We start from the raw sequence: 12,888 nt of genomic DNA on the forward strand, positions 1-12,888 counted from the left end.
GACCTGCCGGTGATCGATTAGTCCAATTCACCGGTGGATTAATCCATTGCCAGTGTGATCGGGATTCTGCGACGGTCATGGTGTACCCGCGGCCGGTCGGCCCTCCAAGCCGACCGGCCGCAACTCTTGTTCCCAACAAGGGAGTTCACAGCGTGCCCGGAAGCATCGAGGTTCGCGGCCTGTCCCGCACCTTCCACACCACCGTCCGCCGCCCCGGCCTCGCCGGCACCCTTCGTTCCCTGGTCAACCCGGAGCGGGTCGCCAAGCACGCCGTCTCGGACATCACCTTCGACGTGGCGCCCGGCGAACTCCTCGCCCTGCTCGGCCCGAACGGCGCCGGCAAGTCCACCACCATCAAGATGCTCACCGGCATCCTCACGCCCACCTCCGGCGAGGCCCGCGTGGCGGGCGTGGTGCCGTACGAGGATCGCGAACGCAACGCCCGTAACATCGGCGCGGTGTTCGGGCAGCGCACCCAGCTGTGGTGGGACCTGCCGGTGCGCGAGTCCTTCTCGATCCTCCGGGACATCTACGAGGTTCCCAAGGCCGAACACGCCGCGCGTCTCGCGGAGTTCGACAACATCCTGGAACTGTCCACCTTCTGGGACACCCGGGTCCGTCATCTCTCCCTCGGCCAACGCGTGCGCTGCGACCTCGCGGCCGCGCTGCTGCACGACCCGCCGGTCGTCTTCCTCGACGAGCCGACCATCGGCATGGACGTGGTGGTCAAGGAGCAGGTGCGGGAGTTCCTGCGCCACCAGGTCGAGGAGCGCGGCCGTACAGTCCTGCTGACCACCCACGACATGACCGAGGTGGAGCGGCTCGCGGAGCGGGTCGTCCTGATCAACCACGGCAGGCTCGTCCTCGACGGCTCGCTCGACGAGATCCGCCGCAGGTTCGGCTCCACGTGGCAGGTCCGCGCGACCCTCGCCGACGTGCACACGGACGTCGTGCCGCTGCCGGGGATCGCGGTACTGAGCAAGGAGGGCCCGCAGGTCGTGTTCGGCCCCGAGAGCCCCGACGGGCCGGACTCCCCCACCGTGCACCAGGCGTTGAAGGCGGTCATCGAACGGTACGAGGTGACGGGCGTCGCCATCGACGAGGCCGATCTCGAAGACGTGATGCGGGCGGCCTACGTCCACGCGGAACCCGCGACCGAGGCGGTCTGACATGGCCGTCCTGCACGCCTGGCGCGCCGCCCGCGTCACCCCGCTCGGCGAGCTGCACGCACCGCCCCGGATGACGGCCGTCCTGGTCCGGCTGGCCGTCCAGGTGGTCCTGGTGGCCTCCCTGTGGCAGGGCCTCTACTCGCACACCGGCACCACCGCCGGCCTCACCGAGGGCCAGGCCGTCACGTACGCCGTGCTGGCCGTACTCGCCTCCCGGCTCAGGGAGTTGGACCAGTACGCGGGCCGGGACACCGTGCTCCAGCACATGCACTTCGGCACGATCGTCTACTGGTATCTGCGCCCGCTGCCGCCCCAGCGCTACCACGCCCTGCGCGCCCTCGGCGAGCAGCTGTACGGCTTCGCGTGGGCGCTCGGCGGCTACCTGGTCTGTCTGGCGGCCGGGGTGGTGGATCCGCCCAGGTCGGCCGCGGTGGCGGGGGTGTTCGCGCTGAGCCTGCTGCTGGGCCAGTGCGTCCTGTACCACGTGATGCTGTTGCTGGACCAGCTGTGCTTCTGGACGGTCCGCAACAACGCGGCGATGCTGATCCTGATCTTCGCGCAGAACCTGCTGTCCGGGGTGTACGCGCCGCTGTGGTTCTTCCCGGACTGGTTCATCACGCTGAGCGGATTCCTGCCGTTCCAGGCGACGTTGAGCGTGCCGCTGTCGATCTACATCGGCCGCATCCCCCTGTCGGACGCCTTCGAGCAGCTGGCGATCCAGGCGTTCTGGGTCGTGGCGCTCACCCTGTTCACCCGTTTCCTGTGGCGGCGGGCCGCCCGCCGCGTCATGTCCCAAGGAGGCTGAGGCCAGTGAACGGCATGCGGATCGCGTGGCGCGTCACGCGTCTCAACTTCCGTGCCCAGCTGGAGTACCGCACGGAGTTCCTGCTGATGATCGCGATCGGTGCGATCTGGCAGGTGTCGGTGATCGTGTTCGCCACCGTGCTGCTGACCCGGTTCACCGGGATGGGCGGCTGGGACAGCTCTGAGGTCCTGCTGATCCCGGCGACGAGGATGCTCGCGCACGGACTGTTCGTCCTGCTGCTGGGCCGGGTGCACGGCGCGGGCCGGCAGATCCAGGAGGGCAGGATCGACATCTACCTGACCCGCCCGATGCCGGTGTACCGCCAGCTCCAGCTGGCCTTCTTCCCCACCAACGCGATCGGCGACCTGACGGTCGCGGTGGGCCTGATGGTCGGCGCGCTCAGCCGCAGCCAGCTCGACTGGACGCCGGGCCGCGTCTCCTACCTGATCGCCGCGGTCATCGGCGGCATGTTCCTGGAGGCGGCCCTCTTCACGGCGATCACCTGCGCGGCGCTGCGCTTCCCGGCCGCGGACTACTGGAGCCGCTGGCTGGAGGAACTCCTCGGCACCTTCGGCAGCTACCCCCTGAACGTCCTCCCGAAGGCGGTCGGCGGCCTCCTCACCTACGGCCTCCCCCTCGCCTTCGTCGCCTACTTCCCGGCGGCGGTCCTCACCGGCCACGGCCACGACACCGGCGCCCCGTACTGGCTGGCGGCGGTGTCGCCGCTGCTGGGCGTGGTGGCGTATCTGGGGTCGCGGGTGCTGTGGGGGTGGAGTCTTCGGCATTACGCGGGGGTCAACGGGTGACGCCGGTGATGCCGCGGCCTCAGGAACGTCGGATCGGTGTGAGGAGGGCCGCGCCCGCCACGAGTACGCACGCGGTGCCCGCCATCAGGCCCACCGGCGCGGTCCCCTGACGTTCCGCCGCCCAGGTCAGCACCGCCGCGCCGATCGGGGCCGCTGAGTAGTGCAGGGTCCAGAAGGCGGCGGTGACCCGGCCCAGGAGGGGTTCCGGGGTGATCTCCTGGCGCAGGGACATGGAGCAGGTGCCCGCCACGGCGACACAAGCCAGGAAGGCGGCGCTCAGGGCCGCGACGACGGGCACGTCCCGCGCCCAGCCCATACCGGCGAAGGCGAGGCCGCACACCGCGACCGCGACCGTCCAGGTCACACCGAAGCCGAGCCGGCGGCGGACCCGGGCCACCAGCAGGGCGCCGGTGATCGTTCCGAGCGCGCCGACGGCCATGACGGTGCCGACCGTGTCGTCGCCGTGGCCCAGGTCGTACTTGAGGTGGTAGATGATCAGGTCGTTCAGGCCGAAGGTGAGGAAGCTGAACACGAACAGCAGCGCGGTGAGAGTACGCAGGACGCGATGGCCGCGCAGGAAGGCCACTCCGGTGCGCAAGTCCCGCCACAGGCCGGTGCGTTCGGGAGTCTCGGCGGGGCGTGGGCGGAACCGCACGAAGAGCGTGCACAGCGCCGACACCCCGAAACTCGCCGCGTCCACGCCGACCGCGGTGGCGGGGCCGGTCCAGGCCGCCACCACTCCCGCGCACACCGGTCCCAGCACCCCGGCCGCGGCGGCCGTCGCGTTCAACCGCCCGTTGGCCTCCGTCAGTTGCCCGGTCCCGACGAGACTCCGTACGACGGTGACGTACCCGACGGCGAACAGCATGCCGACCGCCTCGCACACCGGCAGCACCGCGTACAGCAGCCAGACCCGCGGCCCGAACAGCCACACCAGCGGGATCACGCCGTACAGCACCATGCGCACGAGGTCGCAGCCGATGAGCAGCCGCCGCCGGTCGACCCGGTCCACCACCACGCCCGCGAACACGGCGGCGACAACCGAGGCGGCCCCGCCGACCGCCGTCAGCTGTCCCATCCGGGCGAGGGAGCCGGTGGCCTCCAGCACGAGCAGGGGCAGGGCGATCAGGGCGAAGGAGTCACCGAGGACGGAGAGGGTCTGGGCGGCCCAGAAGACGGCGAAGTCGCGCTGCCGCCACAGCGGAGGAGAACAAGCCAGCGATGGCGGGGACTTGTCGGCCGTGCCGTCCCTCTGAGCCTCCTGAGCCATGCCCCTCCCTGGTCCGTCCCGGACGACCTGGCAACCTTAGGATCGCCGACGCCGGCACGGAAACGACTTTCGGCCGATGGAAGTCGGCTGCTGCCGTCCCCCGTCGTCGCCTTCGCCTCGCGGAGCCGACCTGGGCAGCCGTTACAGGCTGGGGGCGGGCACTTCCTCCAACTCGGCGAGTCGGGCGAGGATGCGGCGGGGCAGTTCGGCCGCCTCCAGCCGGAACGGGGTCCAGCGGTCCAGGGAGGCCGGCTTCATGGACGCGGAGAACCGGAAGCGGCCCTTGCTGTTCGGCTCGGGCACCATCTCGGCGAAATCGAGGCTGGGTACCAGCCATGCGGTCATGATCGCCCCCCGTTCCACGTCCACGGCGACGAAGAGCATGTCGAGGTCGGAACGCGGCTGGAACGTCTGCGAGCGGACGAAGGCCATCAGCCTGCCCTGTCGGACCTGGACTCCTGTGGACATCCTGGCCTTCACCTGCACGGCCAGGGTCACGGCGCTGCCGCGCCGGTGGAAGACGAGGTCCACGCCCTCGTCGTCCACGAGTGAGGTGGAGACGTTCAGCTCCCCGCCCGTGGCGAGGATCGAGGAAGCCGCGACCAGGTACTCGGCGGCCTTCCCCATCCGTGCGGCGGCCGGGCTCTTGTCCAGGTACTCCTCGTCATCACTCATGACGTGAACCTACTGTCCTGGCAGGGCATTTGGCGCTTGGCGCCTGATCCTCTCCAGGCTCTCCGAAAAACCCTTGGCAACAACCTAGGACCCCTAGGTAATCTGCTCCCATGAGCCCCCGAGCAGGCCTCACCGCCGACCGCCTCACCGAGGCCGCCGCCGACCTCGCCGACGAGATCGGCTTCGAGAACGTCACCCTGGCCGCCCTCGCCAAGCGCTTCGGCGTGAAGGACGCGAGCCTGTACGCGCACGTCAGGAACCTTCAGGACCTGCGCACCCGGGTGGCCCTGCTCGCCGGCGGCGAGTTGATCGACCGGATCGCCGTCGCGGTGGCGGGGCGGGCCGGCAAGGACGCGCTGACCGCCTTCGCCGGTGCCTACCGGGCGTACGCGCTGGAGCGGCCGGGACGGTACGCGGCCACGCAGATCCGGATCGACCAGTCGCTCATCGCCGGCACCCCCGCGCTCCGGCGCACCGTCGAGATCACCTACGGCATGCTCCGTGCCTACGGCCTCGCCGAACCCGATCTCACCGACGCGGTACGCCTGTTGCGCGCCACCTTCCACGGTTACTGCGCCCTGGAGTCGACGGGCGGCTTCGGCGCACCCCGCGACGTACAGAAGTCCTGGGACAGGGCGGTCGACGCCCTGCACGTGGCACTCGAGAACTGGCCCCAAGAGGAGAACACCGATGACTGACCCGCACTACGACATCACCGGCCACGGCCCCTTACTGCTGCTGCTCCCCGGCGGCGCCGGACACCCGATGGGCCTCGGCCCGATGACGGAGTCGCTCGCCGGGCACTTCACCGTCGTCACCTACGACCACCTCGGCCTCGCCCACGGCCGACTCGGCGAACCCGTCGAGGACCAGCGGGTCCAGGACTGGAGCGACGGGGCGCGGCGCGTGCTGGACGAGACGCTTCCGGAGGGCGAGTCGGCGTACGTCTTCGGCACCAGCGCCGGAGCCATCGCCGCGCTCGACCTGGCCGCCCGGCACGCGGAGCGGCTGCGGCACGTCGTCGCGCACGAGCCGCCGTGCGTCGGGGTGCTGCCGGACGGGGCGCGGCACCAGGCCGCGTTCGGGGAGGTCTGCGACGTCTACCGGGCCAAGGGGCTCGCGGCGGCGGGCGCCCTGATGAGCGCCGTACTGGAGGATCGGGCGGCGGGGGAGCTCCCTGAGGGCCAACCCCTCAGCCGTGAGGAGGAGTTGTCGAGCCCGATGGCACTCCAACTCGCCCATGTCCTTCGGCCCTTCACGTCGTACGTCCCCGACGCGGGCCCCTCGCACACCCGCCTCACCATCGCCGCGGGCACCGACTCCCGTGGACACCTCCTTTACCGAACCGCCGAGTTCCTCGCGAAGGCGCAACAGGCCCACTTCGTCGAGTTCCCCGGCGGGCATCTCGGCATCCTCCAGCACCCGGTGGACTTCGCCGAACGGCTCACGCGGACGCTGCTCGGGGACGGCGACAGGTCCTGACGGCACGGCAACGGGCCAAGCACCGCAAGATCGGCGGCAACGTTCGCACCCTCTGCGGCGACCTGAGGGTATGACTTCCGCAAGACGCACATCGCGCGACGCCGACACCCCCCGAGGCCCCGTTCACGGCGGGGCTCGCGACACGATTCGCGGCGCGGCTCGCGACATCCCTCGCCCCGGCCACCGCCGGGTCCGCGCCGCCCGTAAGCCCGTCATCGCCGGCCTCGCCGCGACCGCAGCGCTGGCCGGTGCCTGGTACGCCACCGCCGGCGCGGCCACCGCCCCCGCGCTCGCGCCCAACAGCACGGCCGTGACCCTGACCGCCAAGTTCCCCTATCTGTCAGCCGGTTACAACAACACCCGCGAGTGGGCGCGTACGGCGACGGCGGCGGCACCCAACGGCACCCTGCGCGTCGCCTGGCCTGCCGCGGACGGCATCCATGTCACCCCGCTGACGTCCGCCGGGAAGCGCTCGGGCACGGACACCGTCGTCAAGGGGGCGAAGGAGGTCGGCGGCCTGGTCGCGCACAACGACGGCTTCGCCCTGCTCACCCGGGTCGCCGACACCAACAAGTGGAAGGAGACGGCGGCCGCGATCGTGCGGTACACCAACGGCAAACAGACCTTCCGGACCAAGCTCACCGGCACGGCCTCCCACGACACCTCCCCCACCCTCGACGGCCAACTCACCTGGAACGGCTCGAAGTACGGCGCCTATTACGTCGTGCACGGCGCGGGCGGCTTCGCGGACGGGCACTTCGGCGACAAGCTGTCGTACGTCAGCGCCAAAGGCGCCAAGCTCAGCGGGGGTTGGGGCTGGGGGTGCAGCCACAACGAGGGCATAGCGCTGCACGCCGAGGCCACCGGCGACTTCACCTCCCTCTGCTTCGACGACTGGCGTTCGGGACTGTTCGTGTCGACGGGCATCGGCGCCCCGGACGTGGCTCCGGTCGTGCAGCGCGAGCAGTGCTGGGCGGGATACTGCGGCGGTACGTTCCCCGGCCGCACCGGCGACCTGGTGAAGTCCGCAACGGGCCGCTACGCGACCGCCTTCGCCTCGCGCGGTGCCGCTTCCGCGAAGAAGAACCCGGACGACTCGAGCGGCCGCGGCTGGACGGTCAAGCCGAAGACCGGCACCCACCAGGTGGCGGTGGCCTTCCTGAAGAACCGCAGCTCCGGCCCCGGCAAGGCGATCTATCTCACCAGCGCAAAGACCGTCGAGAACGTCAACGTGCACGTGGCGCCGTACGGCAAGAACCGCCTTCTCGTGTCCTGGGAGTCACTGAAGAACGCCAAGTGCGCGAGCGGTACCTGCACCGGCACCTTCACCGGCACGCACTTCCGGCTCGTCGACTGGAACGGCACGTTCCAGAGCGCGGACAAGGTGGTGCCGGTCCGGATCACGGGTGACATCGCGGTCCAGAAGGACGGCACGCTGGCCTGGGCATACGTCCCGGTGACACCGTCGTACGCCAAGCCGCTGACGGGTGCCTCCCCGACCTCGACCAGCCTGCGGATCGCCCGCCTCAAGCCCTGAGCGGTACGAGCCGCTCGACCAGGGGGTGGCGAGCGGCCGCACTGCGGATGTGCGTGACGGCTCAGCCCCCGGCGGTGATCTCCACTGCCGAGCCGTTCAGACGAACCCGCACCTCTGGGCCCCCGCTCCACACCACCGTCAACTCACCGGCCCCTACGGCCCGTACAGTCACCGTCGCCTCCAACGGCACCGCGTCCGCGTCGCCGGTGAGTCGGGCCAGGGCGACGAACAGCGTGTCGCCCTCTCCCGTCACCCCGCTCAGCTCCTCGTCGAGGGCCACGGCGGGCAGCAGTTCGGCGCGGACACCGTCCCGCGGGGCCCACCCCGTCACCCGCACCGGCGTCCCGGGCTCGGCCCCGGCCACGAGGAAGGCGCGTACCTCCACCGCTCCCTGTGCGAGCACGACGCTGGAGACCTGCGTACCTCCGGCCGCCGTGTGGCGCGAGGCCGCCCACCCCTCCCCCACCCCCAGCGGCTCGATCTCCGTACGGCTCGGATCGCCGTCCAGGATCAGGCTGTTGTCGTACGTCGCCGAGGGCTCGGTCACCGTGGAGTAGGCGAGGCGGGTGTAGTACGGGTCGTAGCGGACGTCCTCGCTGCCGTGGTTGTGGAGGCGGACGACGCCGTCGGAACTCGTGGACTGCAGGAGCCAGTTGGGGGCGGCGATCGGGGTGAGCGCGTCGGAGCGCTCCGCCGGACCCGGTTCCTCCACCGCCGTCCACACCTCGTGGTCGGCCGGGAGGAGCAGGCCGAGGAAGCCCTTGCTCGCCCAGTACGGCGATGCCGGGCCCGAATAGCCTTGCAGGACACCGGGGTTGGGGCCGTGCCAGCCGAGGGTGAGCAGGCCGCGGGAGTCCACCGCGCCCCGGTCCAGGAAGTACTTGAGGGCCCCGGAGGCCAGTCGCCGGGTTTCGCCCGGGGACAGCGGGGTGTGGCCCGTCAGCGCGCCCAGCCACAGCGGGACGGTGGTGGCGAAGCGGTACGTCAGGGAGCGGCCCTGGTGCATCGGGGCGCCGTCTGCGCCGAACAGGCGGGCGTAGTCGTCGAGATGGCGGGAGAGGCGGCCGCCGTACAGGTCCATCGACCCGTCGTCCTGGGCCAGCCACGCGTGCAGCACCGGGTAGAGGTGCATGGCCCAGCCGTTGTAGTAGTCGAACTTGCGGCCGTCGCCGTCCGTGTACCAGCCCTCACCGACGTACCACTGCTCGATGCGTTCCAGGCCGCGGTCGATCGCCTTGCGGGAGGCCTCCGGCTCATGGCCGACCGAGGACAGGAAGCCGGCGACCGTGACCGGGAACAGCTCCCAGTTGCAGGGCCAGGCCTCGGCGGTGAGCGCGTCGCCGAGCCAGGCCGCGGCCCGCTGCCGTACGGCGTCGTCCAGTCGGTCCCAGAGCAGCGGCTTCGTGATCCGCAGCGCGAAGGCGATCGACGCCGCCTCCACCAACGGCTGGCTGCGGTCCTCGATCCGGGGCCAGACTCCCGAGACTCCGGCGGCGAGCCCGTCCGCGTACCGCTCGAGTGCGGGGCCGTCCTGGCGGAAGGCCGCCAGCAGGAGCGTACGGGCGTAGCCCTCCAGCCCGTCGGAGAGGTGGCCGGACCAGCTCTGCCGGTCACCGGGGAGGTGGTAGAGGGCGCGGTCCTCGGTGGCGTACGGCTCCACCGCGGCGAGCAGGGCATCGGCCGCGGCCTCCCAATGGGCGCGCGCGTAGCCGGTGTGCGGACTGAGGGTGCGGTCCTCGGGGGGCAACTGCATCGGTTCTCTTTCTTCCACTCACAGGCTCGCGGCTCGCATCACAGACCTGGGGCGCCCCGGTTCCGGTCGGGACGCCCCAGGCGTCTATCCCACCCTCACAGACCCCTTGGGCACCAGTCCCTGCGCGAGCAGTTCGTCGCGGACCAGGCCCGCGTACACGGTGGCTCCGTGTACGGAGGTGTGGGTGTTGTCCCTTTTCTCGTTGTAGAGGTAGATCGCCTTCGAGCCCTCCACTCCCAAGGACTCCACCAGCGTCTTCGTCTTCGCCGTCAGGTCGATCAGCGGGACGTCCTCTGCTGCGGCCACCGAGCGGATCACCGCGGGATGGTCCACCCCGAGGCCGTTGACCAGCAGGGCCGTCCCGTTGTTCAGCGTGCCGTCCGAGTTGAACCAGCGTCGCACGATGGGCGTCACGAGGACAGGGTTCCCGCCTTTCTCCCTCACACCCGCGACCAGAGTCTCCAGGTTCGCCCGGTACGTCGCCTCGTCGGTCGTCTTGTCGTTGTGGGCGAGCTGGATCAGGACGAGGTCGCCGTGGCGGATCAGCGGCTGGACCGTGGCCCACAGGCGCGGCTCGGACAGGTACGTCACCGTGCTCTCGCCGGAGTCGGCGTAGTTGGCCACGGACACGCCCTTGCGCAGGTACTGGGGCAGTTGCTGACCCCAGCCGGAGTACGGGTCGCCGGGCTGGTCGCAGACCGTGGAGTCGCCGACCAGGAAGATCTGGCGGGCGTGCCGGGCGGGGGTGACCTTGATGCCGGCGAGCGCGGGGGCCGAGCCGCCCAGCACGAGGTCCAGGCCCGGGGTGCCGTCGGGTCCGGTCGGCTCGCCCTCCGGGGTGCGCACGTTCACGGTGAAGCTGCGGGAGACCCTCTCACCGGCCGCGGCCGCCGTCTCCGGGAGGAGCGAACGCCGGGTCTCGCCGCTGATCGCGGTGTGCGACTCCGCATCGCCGCCCAGGAGGACCTTCACGTCGTACGTGCCCGGCGGGACGTCGAAGTGGCAGCCGGCCGCCGTGCAGTTCTCCAGGCCCAGTGCACGTCCGGTGTGTGCCTGCGCCGGTACGGCCGTCAGACCCGAGGCCAGCGCCACCGCCGCCAGCAGGGCCAGGTTGAAACGTCTCATTCGCGGTTCCTCCGTCAGGGGGACAACACCTGGCGCCGGACCGTACCGCCATCTGCAAGCGCTTTCTAGACCTCGAACCGATTTCACAAAATCGCCAACCTCCAAGAGGCGAAAGCCCTTTCGCGAAATCGATTCAACTGTCACTCTCCAAAGCACCCGCACCACCCCCACATGTCTCGAAGGAGGCACCCCCATGTCCGAATCCCCCGTGCATCGACCGGTCGGACGCCGCACCTTCGTTCTCGGCACCGCGGCCGCGGCAGGGACCGCCGCGCTCGCCGGGCCGCTCGCCCAGAGCGCGTCCGCCGCGACCTTCGGCTGGAGCGACGACGGCTCCAACTACGTCGTCGACACCGGCGCGAACCTCGTCTTCAAGGTCAGCAAGACCAACGGCGATCTGACCTCGCTGGTCTACAAGGGCACGCAGTACCAGGGTTACGGCGGCAAGAACTCGCACATCGAGTCCGGCCTCGGCACCTCCACCGTGAGCATCAAGCAGTCCGGTACGACGATCCTGATCTCGGTCGCGTACGGCACGCTGAAGCACTACTACGCGGCCCGCAGCGGCGAGAACAACGTCTACCTGTGGACCAACAAGGCCGACGCCTCGGTCTCGGCGACCCGCTACATCCTGCGCGTCAACGCGGGCAAGTTCCTCAACGACGAGCCCGACTCGTACACCTACGCGCCCACCACCATCGAGGCCCAGGACGTCTTCGCGAAATCCGACGGCCAGACCCGCTCCAAGCACTACGCCAAGGCGCGGGTCATCGACTACAACTACGTCGGCTGGACCACCGGCAGCGTCGGCCTGTACATCGTGCGCTCCAACCACGAGAAGGCCTCCGGCGGCCCCTTCTACCGCTCCCTGCTGCGCCACCAGAGCGCCGACGGCGGCGGCCTGTACGAGATCCTCTACTACGGCGAGAACCAGACGGAGGCCCAGCGCTTCGGCCTCCAGGGCCCCTACGTCATCGCCTTCACCGACGGCGGCGCCCCCTCCTCCGCGCTGTACCCGGGGACCCTCACCACCTCGTGGGCGGACTCGCTCGGCATCTCCGGCTACGTCCCCGCGAGTGGTCGGGGCAAGGTCGCGGGCGTCGGCATCACCGGCCGGAACACGGCGCACCCCTACACGGTCGGACTCGCCAACTCCGCCGCCCAGTACTGGGGTTCGGCACGGTCGTCGGACGGCTACTTCTCCATCGGGGGCGTGCTGCCGGGAACGTACACGCTGACCGTCTTCAAGGGTGAACTCGCCGTCCACACCAGCTCGGTGAGTGTCAGCGCGAGCGGCACGACCACCCTCAACTCCATCGCGATCCCGTCCTCGAACGACCCGAGCAACGCGAGCGCGATCTGGCGCATCAACGACTGGAACGGCACGCCCAGCGGCTTCAAGAACGCCGACCTGATGACGTACGCCCATCCGTCCGATGTCCGCGCCTCCTCCTGGACCGGGAACGTCGTCGTCGGCAGCGGCACCGAGACCTCGTCCTTCCCCTGCTATCTGTGGAAGGACGTCAACAGCGGGATCATCGTCTACTTCAAGCTGACGGCCGCCCAGGCCGCCGCCGCGCACACCCTGCGCATGGGCGTGACGACGGCCTACGCCAACGGCCGCCCGCAGGTCGTCGTCAACGACACCTGGACCTCCGCCGTCCCCTCGCCGCCCACCCAGCCGAGCACCCGGTCGCTGACCGTGGGCTCGTACCGGGGCAACAACTACACGTTCACCTACAACGTGCCGGCGTCCGCCTGGCTGACGGACACCAGTGCCTACAACACGCTGAAGATCTATGTGGCGAGCGGTTCGGGGTCGACGTCCTTCCTCAGTGCGGGCACGTCGATCGACGCGATCGACCTCCTGTCCTGACGTCCGGGCCGGCACGGTGGCTCGACGCGCGACGCGCCGGGCCACCGTTGCCGCGGGCCGGGGGCAGCTCTGGTCCGAGCGGTAGCCGACGCGTCGGGCGTTGATGTTCTGGGTGTCGGCGGCCAGGAGATGGGAGCCGTCCCCATAGGAGTCGGACGCGGCGCCGTTGCAGGCGGTGAGCTTGGACCCGGTCGAGTCGTCGTCCCTCGAGCCCGCAGCCTGCTACGTGCCGTTGTAGTAATGGGTGGAGGCGCAGTTCACCAGTCGCTTCATCGCCGTCGAGGCTCATCATGGCTCTCTCGGAACGACCTGGCCTTTTCCCGAGCGACCCGGGAGTGAGGTCCCGTTGCCCGAGTCTTTGATCTCCGGCGCGGCGGGTACCGCCGAGGC

At 70.3% G+C, this 12,888-nt stretch carries 11 protein-coding genes; 7 read left to right on the top strand and 4 right to left on the bottom strand.

Translation table 11 applies throughout. The annotated features are described in order from the left end of the window. Positions 1–152: 152 nt before the first annotated feature. The 3 genes from ACZ39I_RS29445 to ACZ39I_RS29455 are packed head-to-tail and all read left to right on the top strand — an operon-like array spanning position 153 to position 2,780. On the top strand, positions 153–1,169 hold the full coding sequence (locus tag ACZ39I_RS29445; protein WP_467247745.1) for an ABC transporter ATP-binding protein: 1,017 nt from the start codon (positions 153–155) through the stop codon (positions 1,167–1,169). A 1-nt stretch (position 1,170) separates the two neighbouring features. Continuing rightward, positions 1,171–1,974 carry an ABC transporter permease gene (locus ACZ39I_RS29450; protein WP_352381761.1) on the top strand — a complete coding sequence of 268 codons (804 nt, stop codon included), beginning with the start codon at positions 1,171–1,173 and terminating at the stop codon, positions 1,972–1,974. 5 nt (positions 1,975–1,979) lie between these two features. Next, positions 1,980–2,780: an ABC transporter permease gene (locus ACZ39I_RS29455; RefSeq protein WP_352381763.1), complete on the top strand. Its 801-nt coding sequence runs from the start codon at positions 1,980–1,982 to the stop codon at positions 2,778–2,780. A gap of 19 nt (positions 2,781–2,799) precedes the next feature. Here ACZ39I_RS29455 and ACZ39I_RS29460 read toward each other — a convergent pair whose 3' ends face one another. Together ACZ39I_RS29460 and ACZ39I_RS29465 are read right to left on the bottom strand one after the other, a co-directional pair. After that, the gene (locus ACZ39I_RS29460) at positions 2,800–4,050 is read right to left on the bottom strand and encodes an MFS transporter (RefSeq protein ID WP_467247746.1); all 1,251 of its coding nucleotides are present in this window, start codon (positions 4,048–4,050) and stop codon (positions 2,800–2,802) included. A 141-nt stretch (positions 4,051–4,191) separates the two neighbouring features. Then, the gene (locus tag ACZ39I_RS29465) at positions 4,192–4,725 is read right to left on the bottom strand and encodes a hypothetical protein (protein ID WP_467247748.1); all 534 of its coding nucleotides are present in this window, start codon (positions 4,723–4,725) and stop codon (positions 4,192–4,194) included. A 110-nt stretch (positions 4,726–4,835) separates the two neighbouring features. Between ACZ39I_RS29465 and ACZ39I_RS29470 the strand changes: the two genes are divergently transcribed. The 3 genes from ACZ39I_RS29470 to ACZ39I_RS29480 all read left to right on the top strand — a co-directional run bounded on the left by ACZ39I_RS29470 (position 4,836) and on the right by ACZ39I_RS29480 (position 7,744). Beyond that, positions 4,836–5,423 carry a TetR/AcrR family transcriptional regulator gene (locus tag ACZ39I_RS29470; RefSeq protein WP_467247749.1) on the top strand — a complete coding sequence of 196 codons (588 nt, stop codon included), beginning with the start codon at positions 4,836–4,838 and terminating at the stop codon, positions 5,421–5,423. Continuing rightward, entirely contained in the window at positions 5,416–6,207 is a 792-nt protein-coding gene (locus ACZ39I_RS29475; RefSeq protein WP_467247751.1) for an alpha/beta fold hydrolase, read from the top strand. The genes ACZ39I_RS29470 and ACZ39I_RS29475 overlap by 8 nt, the downstream gene beginning before the upstream one ends. Before the next feature lie 70 nt (positions 6,208–6,277). Continuing rightward, positions 6,278–7,744, top strand: a complete 1,467-nt coding sequence (locus ACZ39I_RS29480) for a hypothetical protein (protein ID WP_467247752.1) — start codon at positions 6,278–6,280, stop codon at positions 7,742–7,744. A gap of 61 nt (positions 7,745–7,805) precedes the next feature. Here ACZ39I_RS29480 and ACZ39I_RS29485 read toward each other — a convergent pair whose 3' ends face one another. Both ACZ39I_RS29485 and ACZ39I_RS29490 read right to left on the bottom strand, forming a co-directional pair. Continuing rightward, positions 7,806–9,497: a DUF2264 domain-containing protein gene (locus tag ACZ39I_RS29485; protein WP_467247753.1), complete on the bottom strand. Its 1,692-nt coding sequence runs from the start codon at positions 9,495–9,497 to the stop codon at positions 7,806–7,808. Between the two features lie 84 nt (positions 9,498–9,581). Continuing rightward, positions 9,582–10,622, bottom strand: coding sequence for a rhamnogalacturonan acetylesterase (locus tag ACZ39I_RS29490; RefSeq protein ID WP_467247754.1), 1,041 nt, complete (start codon positions 10,620–10,622; stop codon positions 9,582–9,584). 193 nt (positions 10,623–10,815) lie between these two features. Here ACZ39I_RS29490 and ACZ39I_RS29495 point away from each other — a divergent pair, with 193 nt between their 5' ends. Beyond that, entirely contained in the window at positions 10,816–12,498 is a 1,683-nt protein-coding gene (locus ACZ39I_RS29495) for a rhamnogalacturonan lyase B N-terminal domain-containing protein (RefSeq protein WP_467247755.1), read from the top strand. Positions 12,499–12,888 lie beyond the last annotated feature (390 nt).

The sequence above is a fragment of the Streptomyces sp. NPDC024687 genome, from assembly GCF_055559055.1.

What these genes read in the sequence shown, in the direction of transcription:
- ACZ39I_RS29450 (WP_352381761.1), top strand. Translation starts at nt 1,171, where the DNA reads ATGGCCGTCCTGCACGCCTGGCGCGCCGCCCGCGTCACCCCGCTCGGC.
- ACZ39I_RS29460 (WP_467247746.1), bottom strand. Translation starts at nt 4,050, where the DNA reads ATGGCTCAGGAGGCTCAGAGGGACGGCACGGCCGACAAGTCCCCGCCA.
- ACZ39I_RS29465 (WP_467247748.1), bottom strand. Translation starts at nt 4,725, where the DNA reads ATGAGTGATGACGAGGAGTACCTGGACAAGAGCCCGGCCGCCGCACGG.
- ACZ39I_RS29470 (WP_467247749.1), top strand. Translation starts at nt 4,836, where the DNA reads ATGAGCCCCCGAGCAGGCCTCACCGCCGACCGCCTCACCGAGGCCGCC.
- ACZ39I_RS29475 (WP_467247751.1), top strand. Translation starts at nt 5,416, where the DNA reads ATGACTGACCCGCACTACGACATCACCGGCCACGGCCCCTTACTGCTG.
- ACZ39I_RS29480 (WP_467247752.1), top strand. Translation starts at nt 6,278, where the DNA reads ATGACTTCCGCAAGACGCACATCGCGCGACGCCGACACCCCCCGAGGC.
- ACZ39I_RS29485 (WP_467247753.1), bottom strand. Translation starts at nt 9,497, where the DNA reads ATGCAGTTGCCCCCCGAGGACCGCACCCTCAGTCCGCACACCGGCTAC.
- ACZ39I_RS29490 (WP_467247754.1), bottom strand. Translation starts at nt 10,622, where the DNA reads ATGAGACGTTTCAACCTGGCCCTGCTGGCGGCGGTGGCGCTGGCCTCG.
- ACZ39I_RS29495 (WP_467247755.1), top strand. Translation starts at nt 10,816, where the DNA reads ATGTCCGAATCCCCCGTGCATCGACCGGTCGGACGCCGCACCTTCGTT.